Genomic DNA, 14,814 nt, shown 5'->3' with positions numbered 1-14,814 from the left:
GTTACTGGTTTTGCCCGTCGTTGGCCGACTGCTGTTCCGTCGTTTTCTTTTCCGGCTTCCAGATCATTTCCACGCGGCCGTCGCCGGACTGGCCGTGGGCCTGCATCTGTTCGCTGGTGAGGTCGTAATCGATTTTTTCCGCCGTCAGGGTGTTGCCATCGCGGTCGACGTGGGCGTCGCCGGTGAGGTGCAGTTCATCCGAGGCGACGGTGAATTCGATGCGCCGGGCGCGGGCCTTGACCGGATTCTGGCTCTGTTGCACCTGCTGCTGGAAATGCGCCGGTTTGCCGATGGCCACCACGCGGTTGATTTCGCCGGCTTCGTTGCCGTGGACTTCCACGCGATCGGCGCGAATCTGCAGGGAACCCTGGGTGATGACCACGTCGCCGCTGTAGACGGACAGGTTTTCGCCGCGGTTGGCCTCGAGTTTTTTCGCCTGCACTTTGATCGGCTGGCTGCGGTCGTCCGGCAGGGCGGCGACCTGCGCGCTGAGGGCCAGCGCGACGGCGGCGGCGAGGGGCCGCAGAAATTCAATCGGTTTCATAGCTACTCTGTACCTCGGAGAGGATTTCCACCCGGTCTTCCTTCAGGAAAGCGCGCAGGCCTCTGCCCTGGGTGCGGTTGGGGCCGGCGGTAATGGTAACAATTTTGTCCGTCTCGGCGTATTCCTCGCGCGGTTTGATGGTTATGCTCTGGGTATCCAGGCGGATGCCACCCGGTTCCGGCAGTTCATTGATGACGACATCGCCTTTCAGGACCACGCGCTGCCCGTTGTTGTGCGCGACCCCGGTGCGGGATTCGGTGCGCCACTTGGGGCTGTCTTCCTGGTAAAAGAGTATACGCGGTTCGGTCAGGTCGGCGCGGTCGCGGCGGGCGAACTGGAAGAAGGTGATACGTTCGGCGTCCACGCGGTAGGCGAGGGTGCCGCCGGTGTTGAAGTGCCGGGTGCGCGCGTCGCGGATCACCAGGTCGGCGGCCCGGTCCTGCTGCTGGGGCGTGGGGCGCTTGCCCATCAGCTGTTCCGGTTCGCTCTCGGCAAACCAGAGTCCGGCGCTGATCAGCGCGACCACGATGACCAGAGGCAGCCAGCTGCGCATCAGTGTTCTCCTTCACCGGTGGCCAGGTAGGGGGCGAGTGCGGCGTCGAAGCTGCCCTGTGCCTGCATGATGCGGTCGCACACTTCCCGCACGGCGCCCTCGCCACCGCGGGTGTCGGTGATCCACAGGGCGCGCTCCCGCACCGGCGGCGCCGCATTGGGAACCGAGATGGGGCAGCCGATACGGGTCATTACCAGCAGGTCGGGGTAGTCGTCGCCGACGTAGGCGATATCCTCGAGGCGGCAGCTCTCGTCGCCGAGCAGTTCCTCCAGGGCGGCAAATTTGTCCTCACGGCCCTGGATCAGCTTGCGGACACCCAGGTCGTGCGCGCGGCGCTCCACCACATTGCTGCGGCGGCCGGTGATGATGGCCACCTGCACACCGGATTTCTGCAGCATCTTGATGCCGTGGCCATCCAGGGTGTGAAAGGTTTTCAGTTCGTTGCCGTTGTTGTCGAAATAGAGGCGGCCGTCGGTCAGTACGCCGTCGACGTCCAGTACCAGCCAGCGCACTTTTTTCAGCGCCTGGTTCAGTTGTTCTTCTGTTGCAGTCACAGTCTGTCCTTCAGATATTCCTTTCGCAGTTCGGGGGCGCGGTGCCCGTAAGTCGGTTGTGGGGCGGCAGCGGCGTCTTTGCTTTGAGCTTCGGTATTCTTTCAAATCGTAGGGCGCACCGTTAACCTGGCGGTGCGCACGGCACACCCTACCTGGAGTCCCGAGTCCCGAGTCCCGAGTCCCGAGTCCCGAGTCCCGAGTCCCGAGTCCCGGCAATCAAATCACCCCGGCCCGCAGTATATCGTGCATATGCAGCAGCCCGACCGGGTGGCGCGCGTCGTCCTCGACCACCAGCGCGGTGATTTTGTTGTCCTCCATGATCCGCAGTGCCTCGGCGGCCAGGGTTTCGCTGGATACCGTTTTCGGGCGGCGGCTCATCACTTCTTCCATGGTAGCTTTGTCCAGTTCCACCTTGTGGTCGATGACCCGGCGCAGGTCGCCGTCGGTGAATACCCCCAGCAGGGAGCCTTTATCGTCGACCACGGTGGTCATGCCGAAGCCCTTGCTGGTCATTTCCAGCAGGGCCTGGGACAGCAGCGTCCGTGGTGCCACCTGCGGCAATTCGTCGCCGGCGTGCATTACATCTTCCACTTTCAGCAGCAGCCGTCGCCCCAGGGCGCCGCCGGGATGTGAGAAGGCAAAATCCTCGGCGGTAAAGCCGCGGGCCTCCAGCAGTGCTACCGCCAGGGCGTCGCCCATCACCAGGGTGACGGTGGTGGAGGAGGTCGGCGCCAGGCCCAGCGGGCAGGCCTCGGTTTCCACCGAGATGTCCAGGTGGACATCCGCCGCCTGTGCCAGCGGCGAGTCCGCCTTGCCGGCCATGCTGATCATCGGGACGCCGAGGCGCTTCAGCAGCGGCAGCAGGGTCAGCACCTCGGCGGAGGAGCCGGAGTTGGAGATGGCGATTACCAGGTCGTCGCGGGTGATCATACCCAGGTCGCCGTGGCTGGCCTCGCCCGGGTGCACGAAGAAGCTGGGGGTGCCGGTGCTCGCCAGGGTGGCGGCGATCTTGCGGCCGATATGGCCGGATTTGCCCATGCCGGTGACGATGGCGCGGCCGCGGCACTGCAGGATCAGTTCGCAGGCGCGCTTGAAAGCTCCGTCGATACGGTGTTCCAGCGCGGCCACGGCTTCCGTTTCCATCAGTACGGTGCGCCGGCCCGCTTGCAGAATCAGGTCTTGGGTCATTCGGTTACTCTGGTGTCAGGTTCTTGGTTTGAGAGTGCAGGAGCTTCCGCGGGTTCGCTGTCAGTGGTGAAACAGCAGCCAGTAGTAGGCCGCGTAACAGGCCAGCAGCAGCGCGCCCAGGCGCCGGCCGAGATGCGCACCGACGGGGCGGCGCCACAGGCTGGCTGAGATCGCCGCTACCAGCAGCAATGTCATGGCCAGCATCGCCAGGTAGTCGCGGGAGAAAACGGCCTGCTCCATTTCCAGGGTGTGAATGATACCCGGTACGGACATGACCGCGAGTATATTGAATACATTGGAGCCGATGATATTGCCCAGGGCCAGGTCGTAGTGGCCGCGCAGGGCGCTGGCGATCGATGCCGCCAGTTCTGGCAGGCTGGTGCCTACCGCCACCACCGTGAGGCCGATGACCAGCGGGCTGACACCGGCCGCCGTGGCCAGGTGTTGCGCCCCCCAGACCAGGATCTCCGAGCTGGCCAGCAGCGCGGCGAGTCCGGCCAGGAACCAGGCGGTGGCGCGGAAGCGGCTGTAGTCGCGGATTTCGACATCTTCCTCTTCCTCGCCGTGGTGGCGTTTCTTGTAGCGCACCGTCAGCCACAGCAGGGGCACCAGCAGGCCCAGCAGGATCAGGCTCTCGACCGCGGTCAGGCGCGCATCGCGCAACATGAAACCGGCCAGGGCCGTCACTACCAGCAGCAGCGGGATCTCCTGGCCGATCAGGTGGCGCTGGACGGGCAGCGGGGCGATCAGCGCGGTGGCGCCGAGCACCAGGCCGATATTGGCCAGGTTGGAACCGATGGCGTTGCCGACGGCCAGTTCGCCGGCGCCGCGCAGCCCGGCACTGACGGCGACCATGATTTCCGGTGCGGAGGTGCCGAGGGAGACGATGGTGAGACCGATGACCAGTTTGGACAGGCCCAGACGCTGCGCGAGCGCCGCACTGCCGGCGACAAAGCGGTCGGCACTCCAGACCAGGCCGGCAAATCCCGCCACGACCGCCAGCGCCGCCAGCCACACTTCCGACATGCTAACCTCTTATTGGGAGTAAAAAGGCCTTCCGGTGCGACGGATCACGGCGTGCTTGCGACGCGTCGCCGCATCATGGGGCGCGGCCATGGTATAGTCTGGCGCCGCCGCTGTCAGCTCCAGCGATTAACGGACGATCGGGGGAAGTCTTTTGCGGTCCGCAACCGCGAGTGGCGGCGGCACCATGGCACTTTTGTACGCCATGGGCGTCCAAGGATCGATTTACCAATGGGAGATGAGTTGTGAATACATCGATGAACGGGGGCCGCAGGGGCCTCATGCAGTGGGTCAAGGTTGCCGCCTGTGCGCTGATGGTTTCCGCCTGGGCGCCTTTTGCCAGCGCGGCCGAGAACCCTTATACGATGATCGAGGGGGTGTCCCAGAACCTGCTGGGTGTCATTCGCACAAACGCCCAGTACATGAATTCCGATCCGCAGCGCTACTTCAGCGAGGTGGAAAGTGTGCTGACGCCGGTGGTGGATTTTGACTTCATCGCGCGGGGCGTCATGGGCCGCTATGCCAAGCAGGCCACGGCAGCGCAGCGCGCGCGCTTCTCCAAGGCATTCCGCCAGGACCTGATTTCCACCTTTGCCCGCGGTGTCGCCACCTTCGGCGATATGGACGTGCGAGTGGTCAACCCGGGTTCGGCGCCGAGTGGCAACCGGGTCAATGTGTTGCAGGAAGTGCGCAGTAAAGAGGGGGTCACCAAGGTTTCCTATACCCTGGTGCGCAACCGCGCCGGCCAGTGGAAGCTGATCAATGTGATCCTCAATGGCGTCAACCTGGGCAAGACGTTCCGCAGCCAGTTCGCCCAGTCCATGCAGACGCACGGCGATCTCGACAAGGTGATCGCCAACTGGTCCTCGGATCGCGTCGCCGACCAGGTGGGCTGATCTGTGCGGCGGGCCGCCGAGGCTGCGCGGCCCGCCGGTTTCCAGTACACTTGCGCGCTGTTTTCAATCCAACAACGCACTTCCCACCTATGCAACCAGAAGAAATCAAGGCCCTGATCGAGGGGCATATTCCCGACAGCCACGCCGATGTCGCCTTCGAGGGCAGTCATCTGATGGTCACCGTGGTGAGCAGTGCCTTCAACGGCCTGACTCGCCTCAAGAAACAGCAGCTGGTTTACGCGGCGCTGGGCGAAAAGATCGCCGACGGCACCCTGCACGCGGTTCAGATGCAGACGCTCACCCCGGAAGAAGCCGGACACTAAGGCCCCGACTGAATGGACAAGCTGATTATCGAGGGCGGTAGCCCCATTTCCGGCACGCTGAAAATCTCCGGCGCGAAAAACGCCGCGCTGCCGATCCTGGCCGCCGCGCTGCTGGCGGATGGCCCGGTGCATATCCACAACCTGCCGCACCTGAACGATATCACCACCATGATCACCCTGTTGCGGTGCATGGGCTGTGAGGTCACCGTCGACGAGAAGCTGGGGGTGGAGATCGATCCGCGCTCGGTCAACGACCTCACTGCGCCCTACGAGCTGGTGAAGACCATGCGCGCGTCCATCCTGGTGCTGGGGCCGCTGCTGGCGCGCCACGGTGTCGCCAATGTGTCCTTTCCCGGCGGCTGCGCCATCGGCAGCCGCCCGGTGGATATCCACCTCAAGGGCCTGGAAGCCATGGGCGCGGAGATCACCATCGACGAGGGCTTTATCCGCGCGCGCTGCAACGGCCGCCTGAAGGGCGCCAATATCGTGATGGAAAAGGTGACCGTGGGCGGCACCGAGAACCTGTTGATGGCCGCGGCGCTGGCCGAGGGCACCACAGTGCTGCACAACGCCGCGCGCGAACCGGAAATCGTCGACCTGGCGGAGTTCCTGATCGCCATGGGCGCGCAGATCGAAGGGGTCGGCACCGATACGCTGCGGGTACACGGTGTACCGCGCCTGAATCCCTGCACTTTTTCCGTGATGCCGGACCGCATCGAGACCGGCACCTTCCTGGCCGCCGCTGCGGCGGCGCGCGGCAAGGTGCGCCTGACCCACACCCGCGCCGACATCCTCGACGCGGTCATGGTCAAGTTCGAGGAGGCCGGTGCGCATATCTCCACCGGCGACGACTGGATCGAGCTGGACATGAAGGGCAACCGGCCGAAGGCGGTCAGCTTCCGCACCGCGCCCTATCCGGCGTTTCCCACCGATATGCAATCCCAGTTTATGGCCATGAACGCGGTGGCCGAGGGCAAGGGCGCGGTGGTCGAGACCATCTTCGAGAACCGCCTGATCCAGGTGCACGAACTGAACCGCATGGGCGCCGATATCCTGCTGGAGGGCAATACCGCGATTGTCACCGGGGTGGAGCAGCTCAAGGGGGCGCCGGTGATGGCGTCGGACCTGCGCGCCTCCGCCAGCCTGGTGATCGCCGGCATGGTGGCCGAGGGCACCACGGTGGTGGATCGTATCTACCATATCGATCGCGGTTACGAGTGTATCGAGGAGAAGCTGCAGCAACTGGGGGCGAATATCCGCCGGACTGCCGGTTGAGCCCGGGCCCTGCGGGGCCGTTTCAATTCCCGGGCGGCGCGCCCGTCGCGCCGCCAAATCGATAAAACGATAATCGCCATGCAAATCACCATTGCCCTGACCAAGGGGAGAATCCTCAAGGAAACCCTGCCGCTGCTCGCCGCCGCGGGGCTGGAACCGCTGGAGGATATTTCCAGGAGCCGCAAGCTGATATTCCCCACCAACCGGGAGGGCGTGCGCCTGTTGATCCTGCGCGGGGTGGATGTGCCCACTTATGTCCAGCACGGCGCCGCCGACCTGGGCGTGGCCGGCAAGGACACATTGCTCGAGCACAGTGCCGACGGTATCTACGAGCCACTGGATCTCGGTATTGCCCGCTGCCGCCTGATGACCGCCGGCATCAAGGGGGCCGAGTTGCCGCGGGGGCGCATCAAGGTGGCGACCAAGTTTGTGCACAGCGCCAAGCGCTACTATGCGGCCCAGGGGCGCCAGGCGGATATCATCAAGCTCTACGGCGCCATGGAGCTGGCGCCGCTGATGGACCTGGCCGACGAGATCGTCGATATCGTCGATACCGGCAATACCCTGAAGGCCAACGGCCTCGAGGCGCGGGAGACCATCGCCCCGATCAGCAGCCGCCTGATCGTGAACAAGGCGTCGATGAAAATGAAGTATCGGCCGATCGACGCCCTGATCGAAAAACTCGCCGCAGCAGTCAATGAGCAGTAGCCATCCAGCCATGATCAATATTCGCCGGTTAGACAGTCGCGATACGGATTTCGACCGCCAGCTCGACGAGCTGCTGGCCTGGGAGTCCGTCGCCGATACGCAGGTCGAGGCCACGGTTGCGGAAATACTGCAACAGGTGCGCGAGCGCGGGGACGATGCGGTGATCGAGTACACCAACCGTTTCGATCGCCGCGAGCTGCGCAGTGCAGCGGATTTCAGCCTGTCGCAGGTGGACCTGCAGGCGGCTCTGGAACGCATCCCCGCAGCGGAGCGCACCGCGCTGGAGGCGGCCGCGGGCCGCATTCGCGACTACCACCGCCACCAGTTGCAGGAATCCTGGCAGTACCGCGAGGCGGACGGCACCGTGCTGGGGCAGCAGATCGCGCCCATGGAGCGGGTCGGTATCTATGTGCCCGGCGGCAAGGCCAGCTATCCGTCCTCGGTACTGATGAATGCCATTCCGGCCAGCGTGGCCGGTGTCGACTCCATTACCATGGTGGTGCCGGCCCCGGACGGCCAGTTGAATGACCTGGTGCTGGCGGCCGCTGCAATTGCCGGTGTCGACCGGGTCTTCACCGTCGGCGGCGCGCAGGCGGTGGCGGCACTGGCCTGCGGCACGGACAGTATCCGGCGGGTGGACAAGATCGTCGGCCCCGGCAATATCTTCGTCGCCGCGGCCAAGCGCGCCGTGTTCGGCCGCGTGGCCATCGATATGATTGCCGGCCCCTCGGAAATCCTGGTGATCTGCGACGGCAAAACGGATCCGGACTGGATCGCCATGGACCTGCTGTCCCAGGCGGAGCACGACCAGCAGGCGCAGTCCATCCTGTTGAGCCCGGATACCGCATTTATCGATGCGGTGGCCGCGTCCCTGGAAAAGCTGCTGGGGGATCTGCCGCGCCGGGATATCGCCGGTCGCTCGCTGCAGGACCGCGGCGCGCTGGTACGGGTGGATTCCATCGAGGACGCGATCGCAGTCAGTAACCGCATCGCACCGGAGCATCTGGAGGTTTCGGTGGAGGCGCCGGAAAAATACCTGCCGCAGATCCGCCATGCGGGTGCCATTTTTCTCGGGCGCCATACCGCGGAGGCGCTGGGCGACTACTGTGCCGGCCCCAACCACGTGCTGCCCACCAGCGGTACGGCCCGCTTCTCCTCGCCGCTCGGGGTATACGATTTCCAGAAGCGCAGTTCGATCATCTACTGTTCGCCCGAGGGTGCGGACCGGTTGGGGCGCGTCGCCGGCACCCTGGCCCGCGGCGAGGGACTCGAGGCCCACGCCCGTTCGGCCGGGTACCGGGTAAAAGAAAAGTAAAAGGGACGGGCCGGAATCAGTCGGTGTCGACCGGAATCCTGGTCGCCTGCCAGGCTACCGCGCGCCACTGGCCGTCGCGTTTTACGAAGGTGCCGGTGTTGAAGTAGTTGTTGGTCACCGGTTTGTTCGAGCTCCGGTCGTCGCCCACCAGCCGGAAGGCCACCACCGCGGTATCCCCGAACAGGCGGATATCGATATCCTCGGCGCGATAGCTTGTCGCCACCGGCTCGCCGCCGCTTGCAAATCCCCGCAGGATCTCCGCCTTGCCGAAACGCTGGCCGGAGGAGCTGGTGTAGATCAGGTCCTCGGCCCAGAAGCGCCGGTGGACCGACACATCGTCGGCGGCGCCGGCGAGAAACCTGTTTAGCAGACTTGCAAGCTGTTCGCGGTCGCCACTGTCGGCGCTGGCCGCCGCGGCGCAGAGTAGCAGGCTGGCAATGATCAGCGTGCGCACGATTCCCCCTGTTTTATTGTCGTGACAGCCCGCGGCTCAGCTCTGCCGCTGGGGCCGCGGTTTCTCCGATACCGTTGCCGACACGGTCTGTGTTTCGCCTTTGCGCACAAAGGTGATGGAAACCGTATCGCCCGGGCGCAGTGTCGCCATGGCGGCGACACCGCGCTTGCCGTCGTTGATCGGCAGGCCGTCGATATGGGTGATGACATCGCCCGGTTTCAGCCCTGCGTCGAAGGCCGGACCTTGGTCGTAGATGGCGGTGATGATGACGCCGTTGCTGCTGCCCAGGTCGAAGGCGCGCGCCAGCTGCGGTGTTACCGCGCTGGCCTCGATGCCCAGCCAGCCTGGCACCACGCGACCGAATTCGATGATGTCCTGCATCACCTTGAAGGCGATATTGGCCGGTATGGCAAAGCTGATACCGCCGGAGTAGCCGCTCTGGTTCAGTATCGAGGTGTTGATGCCGAGCAGCCGGCCGCGGGCGTCCACCAGGGCGCCGCCGGAGTTGCCGGGGTTTACCGCCGCGTCCGTCTGCAGGAAGTTCTGCAGGTAGCTGCCGGTACCGCTGTTCTCCAGGTAGCGGCCGGTGGCGCTGATGATGCCCTGGGTCACTGTCTGGCCGACGCCGAACGGGTTGCCGATGGCGAGCACCACGTCGCCCACCTGGGTTCGCTCCGGATCGCCCACTTCGATGGTGGTCAGGTTGGGCAAGTCGATCTTGAGTACCGCCAGGTCAAAATCCGCGTCCGAGCCCACCAGTTGCGCCTGGGCCTCGCGGCCATCCGCCAGCAGCACGACGATGGCCTCCGCCTGGTCCACGACGTGGTGGTTGGTCAGGATATAGCCGTCGTCGCTGACGATGACGCCGGAGCCGAGGTTGGACTGCATGCGCTCCCGCTGGGGCACGTTCATGTTGTCGAACAGGTGGCGGAACAGGGGGTCGTTGAACAGCGGGTGGCGCCGCTGGGGTACCGCCTGGCGGGTATAGATGTTGACCACGGCCGGGCCGGCCAGGCTGACCGCCCGCGCATAGGAAACCGGCCCCTGCCACTCGTCGGCCTCCGGGGTGCCGGGTCCGCCGCGCAGTTGGGGGAAGAACAGCAGCAGGGCGCCGGCCACGGCCAGCCCGATGACTGCCGGCGCGGCCCAGTCTTGCAGAATCTGTTTCGGTGACACTCGCAACTCCTCAATTTGCGCGCATTATACACGCGCAGGCGGTATTGGTCGGCGGTTGTGAGCCGGGATTGGCGCGGTCGTGTCACCTGCGGCCAGGTGCCCGGTAAAGCCTGCCGGGCAGGGGCGTTGGTCATCGGCGCCAGATCCGTATAATGGCGGGTCCAAAATTCCAAGATCCCTAGCAATCAGTATTTGGAGACCTCTATGTCCCTGGTTCGTCCGCACGGCAGCATGGAGCTGCAGCCCCGTTTCGTCTACGACAGTGAACGACATCACCAGCTGATGCACGAGGCGGAATCGCTGCCGTCCATCGTCGTCAGCTCCGCTGCGGCGGCCAATGCCGTGATGCTGGGGGCGGGCTACTTCAATCCGCTGCACGGTTACATGAACCTGGCGGATGCGCTGAGTGTCTCCGAGAGCCTGCGCACCAAGGATGGCCTCTTCTGGCCGGTGCCGGTGGTGAACATGGTGGAGGACACCAGTGCCATCGAGGGCGCCTCGCGTATCGCCCTGCGCGACCCGAACGTCGAGGGCAACCCGGTGCTGGCGATCATGGATGTGGAGGCGATCGAGACTGTCTCCGACGAGCAGCTGGATACCATGGCCGAACAGGTGTTCGGCACCCTGGACGAGAAGCACCCGGGCGTGGCGACCTTCAAGTCCACCGGCCGCAAACTGATCTCCGGTGCCATCGAGGTGCTGAACTTCAGCTATTTCCAGAACGACTTCCCGGACACCTTCCGCACCGCGGTGGAGATCCGCCACGAGTTCGCCGAGCGCGGCTGGAACAAGGTGGTGGCCTTCCAGACCCGCAACCCGATGCACCGCGCCCACGAGGAGCTGTGCAAAATGGCGCTGGAGGGTGTGGATGCGGATGGTGTGCTGATCCACATGCTGCTGGGCCAGCTGAAGCCGGGCGATATCCCGGCACCGGTGCGCGATGCCTCCATCCGCAAGATGGTGGAACTGTATTTCCCGGCCAACACCGTAATGGTGACCGGCTACGGTTTCGACATGCTCTACGCGGGCCCGCGCGAAGCGGTACTGCACGCGGTCTTCCGCCAGAACTGCGGCTGCAGCCACCTGATCGTGGGCCGCGACCACGCCGGTGTGGGCGATTACTACGGCGCTTTCGATGCGCAGGCCATCTTCGATGAGAAGGTTCCGGAGGGGGCGCTGGAGATCGAGATCTTCCGCGCGGACCATACGGCCTACTCAAAGAAGTTGAATAAGGTGGTGATGATGCGCGATGTGCCGGATCACACCAAAGAGGACTTTATCCTGCTGTCCGGCACCAAGGTGCGCCAGATGCTGGGTGACGGCATCGCGCCGCCGCCGGAGTTCTCGCGCCCGGAAGTGGCGCAGATCCTGATGGACTACTACCAGAAGCAGTGACCATAAAAAAGGCCGGCAGATATGCCGGCCTTTGTTTTTTCGGGGTTCTGTTATTTGTTGTTTGAGACCAGCGGCTCTTCATCCAGGCCGAAGTCCTCGTCCAGGGTGCCCTTGGCGCCCGGCTCTTTCGGGGCCCAGTCCCGCGGCGGCGTGACCTTTTTCAGGCTCTCGTCGTTATCGCTCAGCTTGCCGCTGCCGGCCTCCAGCATCTGGCGGCCGATATCCTGGCTGGAGAGGCGCATCGCGCTGTTGGCCAGGTATTCGTGAACTTCGCGATAGCTCTCGGTCAGGTTGTGAACCAGCTGGGAAGTCTGGTCAAAGTGCTCGTTGACCTGCAGCTGGAAGTCCTCCAGCTTGTTGTTGGCTTCGCGCAGGCGCAGCTCCAGTTCCTGGGTGCGGTCGACGTTTTTGCGGCCGCGCACAGCCAGGAAAGCCAGCAGGGCGCCCAGGGCCAGGCCGAGAATGCCGACCAGAATCAAAACCGATGTTGAGTGCACGAATACATCCTCCTCGACAGTGAATATTGCACCGACCATCCGTGACGGTGAGAACAGTATACTCAATTCTACCCCGGACCGGACATAGAAGAGCTTAAAGGGCGGAAGGATGCGCGCAGGCGCCGGTCTTTCCGGTCTGGCGAAAACGGCGCTCGATTTTGGTAGAGTGGCGCCCTTCACAGCAGTCAGTCGGTTTTTCCAGCCAGTCATGTCGCCAGCCAGCCCTTCGTTGCTATCGCCCGCAGAGCGCTACCAGCGCGATCTGCAGCACCCGGATTTTGTCGCCGACCCGGCGCAGGCCGCAGCCGTCGAAGCGTTGCAGGATCTGTACGAGCGCCTGTTGTCGGCGGGCGGCAGGGGCGGCCTGTGGGGAAGGATCCGCGGCTTCTGGCGTGGTGCGGCGCAGCCCGAATGCGGCCTCTATTTCTGGGGCGGGGTGGGGCGCGGCAAGACCTACCTGATGGATGCCTTCTACGAGGCGCTGCCGTTTGCACAGAAACAGCGCACACATTTCCACCGTTTCATGCGCGAGGTGCACCGCGAGCTGAAGGACCTGGCGGGCGAGAAGAATCCGCTGGAGCAGGTGGCGGAGCGGATTGCGGCGCGAACCCGGGTGCTCTGCTTTGACGAGTTTTTCGTGTCCGACATCACCGACGCGATGATCCTGGCCGGCCTGCTGGAGGCGCTGTTCCGCCGCGGTGTCACGCTGGTGGCGACGTCGAATATCGAGCCCGAGGGGCTGTACAGGGACGGTCTGCAGCGGGCCCGCTTCCTGCCGGCGATCGCGTTGTTGAAGCAGCATACCCGGGTGATCAATGTCGACGGTGGCACCGACTACCGCCTGCGCGCGCTGGAAAAGGCGGAGCTCTATCACGCTCCGCTGGGCGCCGACGCCAGCGCCAGCCTCGAACGCAGCTTCCAGCGGCTGATCGTGGAGGGCTGCGAGGTCGAGACCAGGGTCGACCTGGATATCGAGGGGCGGCGCATCCGCGCATTGAAGGTGGCCGACGATGTGGCCTGGTTCGATTTCAGCGATCTCTGTGACGGTCCCCGCTCGCAGAACGACTATATCGAGCTGGCGCGGGAATACCACACAGTGCTGCTGGCGGAGGTGCCGCAGTTCGACGAGCGCATGGAGGCCCAGGCGCGGCGCTTTATCAACCTGGTGGACGAATTCTATGACCGCTGCGTCAAGATGGTGATCTCGGCGGAGGTGCCGGTGGAGCAGCTCTACGCCGGCAAGCACCTGAAGTTTGAATTTGAACGGACGGTCAGTCGGCTGCTGGAGATGCAGTCGCACGAGTATCTGGCGCGGCCGCATCGGCCTGAGTGAGTAGGGGCGGGTGGCAGTAAGTTGGCTTCGGGGCAGCAGGGCCTTCGCATCGACCTATGGTGATTTTATCGGCAGTTGGTACAGAACTCAGAGGTTAAATGCGAAGGCTTCGATGCCGGGGGCGCCTTGCGGGACTGTCTGCGAGAGGGACCTCGCGGACAAGCCTCCAAGGATGGATTCACGGCGTGTCCCGCAAGGCGCCCCCGGTAGCGGAGCCGCCACCGCGCCAGCTTAGGTGGCTGGCTGATGGGATCACCCCAAAATCGCTTGAAAAGCGTACACTCCTTATGTACTATCCGCGCTCTTTTGTGGGACGGCCCGGTTCGCGGGCCCTATTGCAGGTTTTATAACATGAAGACTTACAGTGCCAAGCCGGAAGCGGTCAAACGCGACTGGTATATAGTTGACGCTGCAGACAAGACCCTGGGTCGCATCTCCGCCGAGATCGCCCGCCGTCTGCGCGGCAAGCACAAGCCTGAGTACACGCCCCACGTTGACACTGGTGATTACATCGTTGTGATCAACGCGGAAAAGGTTCGTGTTACCGGAAACAAAGCCAAAGACAAGATCTACCACAGCCACTCCGGCTACCCCGGTGGTCTGAAGTCCATCAGCTTTGAAAAGCTGATCGACAAGGCGCCCGAGCGCACCATCCAGAGTGCCGTCAAGGGCATGCTGCCGAAGGGTCCGCTGGGTCGCGCCATGTTCAGGAAGTTGAAAGTCTACAAAGGCAGTGAACATCCTCACGCGGCGCAACAGCCGATCGACCTGGCGATCTAAACGGAAAGATTCTTATGGCAACTACTCAATACTACGGTACCGGCCGCCGCAAGACCTCCACCGCGCGCGTATTTATCGAGCAGGGTGAAGGCAAAATCACTGTGAACGGCCGTTCTCTGGACCAGTACTTCGGTCGCGAAGTGGCTCGCATGATCGTGCGTCAGCCGCTGGAATCCGCAGACCTGGTCGACAAGTTCGACATCAACGTCACTGTCAAGGGTGGTGGTTCCTTCGGCCAGGCGGGCGCTATCCGCCACGGCCTGACCCGCGCCCTGATGCAGTACGACGAAGCGCTGCGCCAGCCGCTGCGCGCTGCGGGCTACGTGACCCGCGACGCCCGTGCAGTGGAGCGGAAGAAGATCGGTCTGCGCAAAGCGCGCAAGAGACCGCAATTCTCCAAGCGTTAAGCTGCTTGCAAAAAACCCGGCGATCGCCGGGTTTTTTATTCGCCCGCTTTCGGCTCCCGCGCTGCAGATTGCCCCGGCACTGTGGGTGCGGGCTGCTGCGGGTGGCGGTCGGTCCCGGTGCTGCCGGGGTTATGGACCGCTAACCGCAGGCCGCATGCTGCGAGCAGATCTGCTTATTTTCTCGCCAGTTCGACGCGCGATTCCCGACGTTCCCTGCGTCGCTGCCTTGTATCAACTTGGCATTTTCTTTAACATTGCGCGAATTTGTATCCGCTTGATTTATGGGGTTTATTTGCGCCGGCAGTACGCCGGGCGGGACTTCTCCGTAGGTACAGTTTTTGGGTTTGGGTCAGCGCGTATCAATGAAGAGCCGCTGTGATGGGAGAAAAACGT

Annotated in this window: 17 protein-coding genes; 9 read left to right on the top strand and 8 right to left on the bottom strand. The window is 63.9% G+C overall.

Annotation, left to right across the window (positions count from 1 at the left end; all coding sequences use genetic code 11):
• Position 1: 1 nt before the first annotated feature.
• The 5 genes from lptA to MWN76_RS19135 form a co-directional block, all read right to left on the bottom strand.
• Positions 2 to 544, bottom strand: coding sequence for a lipopolysaccharide transport periplasmic protein LptA (lptA, locus tag MWN76_RS19155; protein ID WP_250464485.1), 543 nt, complete (start codon positions 542 to 544; stop codon positions 2 to 4).
• Positions 531 to 1,097, bottom strand: coding sequence for an LPS export ABC transporter periplasmic protein LptC (gene lptC, locus MWN76_RS19150; protein ID WP_250464483.1), 567 nt, complete (start codon positions 1,095 to 1,097; stop codon positions 531 to 533). Before lptC ends, lptA begins: the two co-directional genes overlap by 14 nt.
• Positions 1,097 to 1,651, bottom strand: coding sequence for a KdsC family phosphatase (locus MWN76_RS19145; protein WP_250464481.1), 555 nt, complete (start codon positions 1,649 to 1,651; stop codon positions 1,097 to 1,099). Before MWN76_RS19145 ends, lptC begins: the two co-directional genes overlap by 1 nt.
• 216 nt (positions 1,652 to 1,867) lie before the next feature.
• Positions 1,868 to 2,839 carry a KpsF/GutQ family sugar-phosphate isomerase gene (locus MWN76_RS19140; RefSeq protein ID WP_250464479.1) on the bottom strand — a complete coding sequence of 324 codons (972 nt, stop codon included), beginning with the start codon at positions 2,837 to 2,839 and terminating at the stop codon, positions 1,868 to 1,870.
• 60 nt (positions 2,840 to 2,899) lie between these two features.
• A complete protein-coding gene (locus MWN76_RS19135; protein WP_250464477.1) occupies positions 2,900 to 3,865 on the bottom strand; it encodes a calcium/sodium antiporter in 966 nt (321 codons plus the stop codon).
• A gap of 242 nt (positions 3,866 to 4,107) precedes the next feature.
• Here MWN76_RS19135 and MWN76_RS19130 point away from each other — a divergent pair, with 242 nt between their 5' ends.
• From MWN76_RS19130 to hisD, 5 genes are all read left to right on the top strand, one after another.
• Positions 4,108 to 4,758, top strand: coding sequence for an MlaC/ttg2D family ABC transporter substrate-binding protein (locus MWN76_RS19130; protein WP_250464475.1), 651 nt, complete (start codon positions 4,108 to 4,110; stop codon positions 4,756 to 4,758).
• An 89-nt stretch (positions 4,759 to 4,847) separates the two neighbouring features.
• A complete protein-coding gene (locus tag MWN76_RS19125; RefSeq protein ID WP_250464473.1) occupies positions 4,848 to 5,081 on the top strand; it encodes a BolA family protein in 234 nt (77 codons plus the stop codon).
• Between the two features lie 12 nt (positions 5,082 to 5,093).
• Positions 5,094 to 6,356 (top strand): UDP-N-acetylglucosamine 1-carboxyvinyltransferase, encoded by a 1,263-nt coding sequence (gene murA, locus MWN76_RS19120; protein ID WP_250464471.1) that lies wholly within the window; start codon positions 5,094 to 5,096, stop codon positions 6,354 to 6,356.
• Positions 6,357 to 6,434: 78 nt separating this feature from the next.
• Positions 6,435 to 7,064 (top strand): ATP phosphoribosyltransferase, encoded by a 630-nt coding sequence (gene hisG, locus MWN76_RS19115; RefSeq protein ID WP_250464469.1) that lies wholly within the window; start codon positions 6,435 to 6,437, stop codon positions 7,062 to 7,064.
• Complete coding sequence (hisD, locus tag MWN76_RS19110) at positions 7,054 to 8,379, top strand: histidinol dehydrogenase (protein ID WP_250464467.1); 1,326 nt, start codon at positions 7,054 to 7,056, stop codon at positions 8,377 to 8,379. The genes hisG and hisD overlap by 11 nt, the downstream gene beginning before the upstream one ends.
• 16 nt (positions 8,380 to 8,395) lie before the next feature.
• Here the strand turns inward: hisD and MWN76_RS19105 are convergent, their stop codons facing one another.
• Positions 8,396 to 8,833, bottom strand: a complete 438-nt coding sequence (locus tag MWN76_RS19105; protein ID WP_250464466.1) for a nuclear transport factor 2 family protein — start codon at positions 8,831 to 8,833, stop codon at positions 8,396 to 8,398.
• Between the two features lie 36 nt (positions 8,834 to 8,869).
• Complete coding sequence (locus MWN76_RS19100) at positions 8,870 to 10,009, bottom strand: S1C family serine protease (RefSeq protein ID WP_250464464.1); 1,140 nt, start codon at positions 10,007 to 10,009, stop codon at positions 8,870 to 8,872.
• Positions 10,010 to 10,213: 204 nt separating this feature from the next.
• On the opposite strand from MWN76_RS19100, the gene sat reads away from it, so the two are divergent.
• Positions 10,214 to 11,404 carry a sulfate adenylyltransferase gene (gene sat, locus MWN76_RS19095; protein ID WP_250464462.1) on the top strand — a complete coding sequence of 397 codons (1,191 nt, stop codon included), beginning with the start codon at positions 10,214 to 10,216 and terminating at the stop codon, positions 11,402 to 11,404.
• A 50-nt stretch (positions 11,405 to 11,454) separates the two neighbouring features.
• Here the strand turns inward: sat and MWN76_RS19090 are convergent, their stop codons facing one another.
• Positions 11,455 to 11,901, bottom strand: a complete 447-nt coding sequence (locus MWN76_RS19090) for a Z-ring associated ZapG family protein (protein ID WP_250464459.1) — start codon at positions 11,899 to 11,901, stop codon at positions 11,455 to 11,457.
• 208 nt (positions 11,902 to 12,109) lie between these two features.
• On the opposite strand from MWN76_RS19090, the gene zapE reads away from it, so the two are divergent.
• From zapE to rpsI, 3 genes are all read left to right on the top strand, one after another.
• Positions 12,110 to 13,234 (top strand): cell division protein ZapE, encoded by a 1,125-nt coding sequence (gene zapE / locus MWN76_RS19085; protein WP_250464458.1) that lies wholly within the window; start codon positions 12,110 to 12,112, stop codon positions 13,232 to 13,234.
• Positions 13,235 to 13,585: 351 nt separating this feature from the next.
• On the top strand, positions 13,586 to 14,014 hold the full coding sequence (gene rplM, locus MWN76_RS19080) for a 50S ribosomal protein L13 (protein WP_250464454.1): 429 nt from the start codon (positions 13,586 to 13,588) through the stop codon (positions 14,012 to 14,014).
• 14 nt (positions 14,015 to 14,028) lie between these two features.
• The gene (gene rpsI, locus MWN76_RS19075) at positions 14,029 to 14,421 is read left to right on the top strand and encodes a 30S ribosomal protein S9 (protein WP_250464452.1); all 393 of its coding nucleotides are present in this window, start codon (positions 14,029 to 14,031) and stop codon (positions 14,419 to 14,421) included.
• Positions 14,422 to 14,814: the final 393 nt, after the last annotated feature.

This window comes from Microbulbifer litoralis (assembly GCF_023634065.1).
Classification (GTDB): Bacteria; Pseudomonadota; Gammaproteobacteria; order Pseudomonadales; family Cellvibrionaceae; genus Microbulbifer; species Microbulbifer litoralis.
This window is presented reverse-complemented; position numbering and strand designations above follow the sequence as displayed.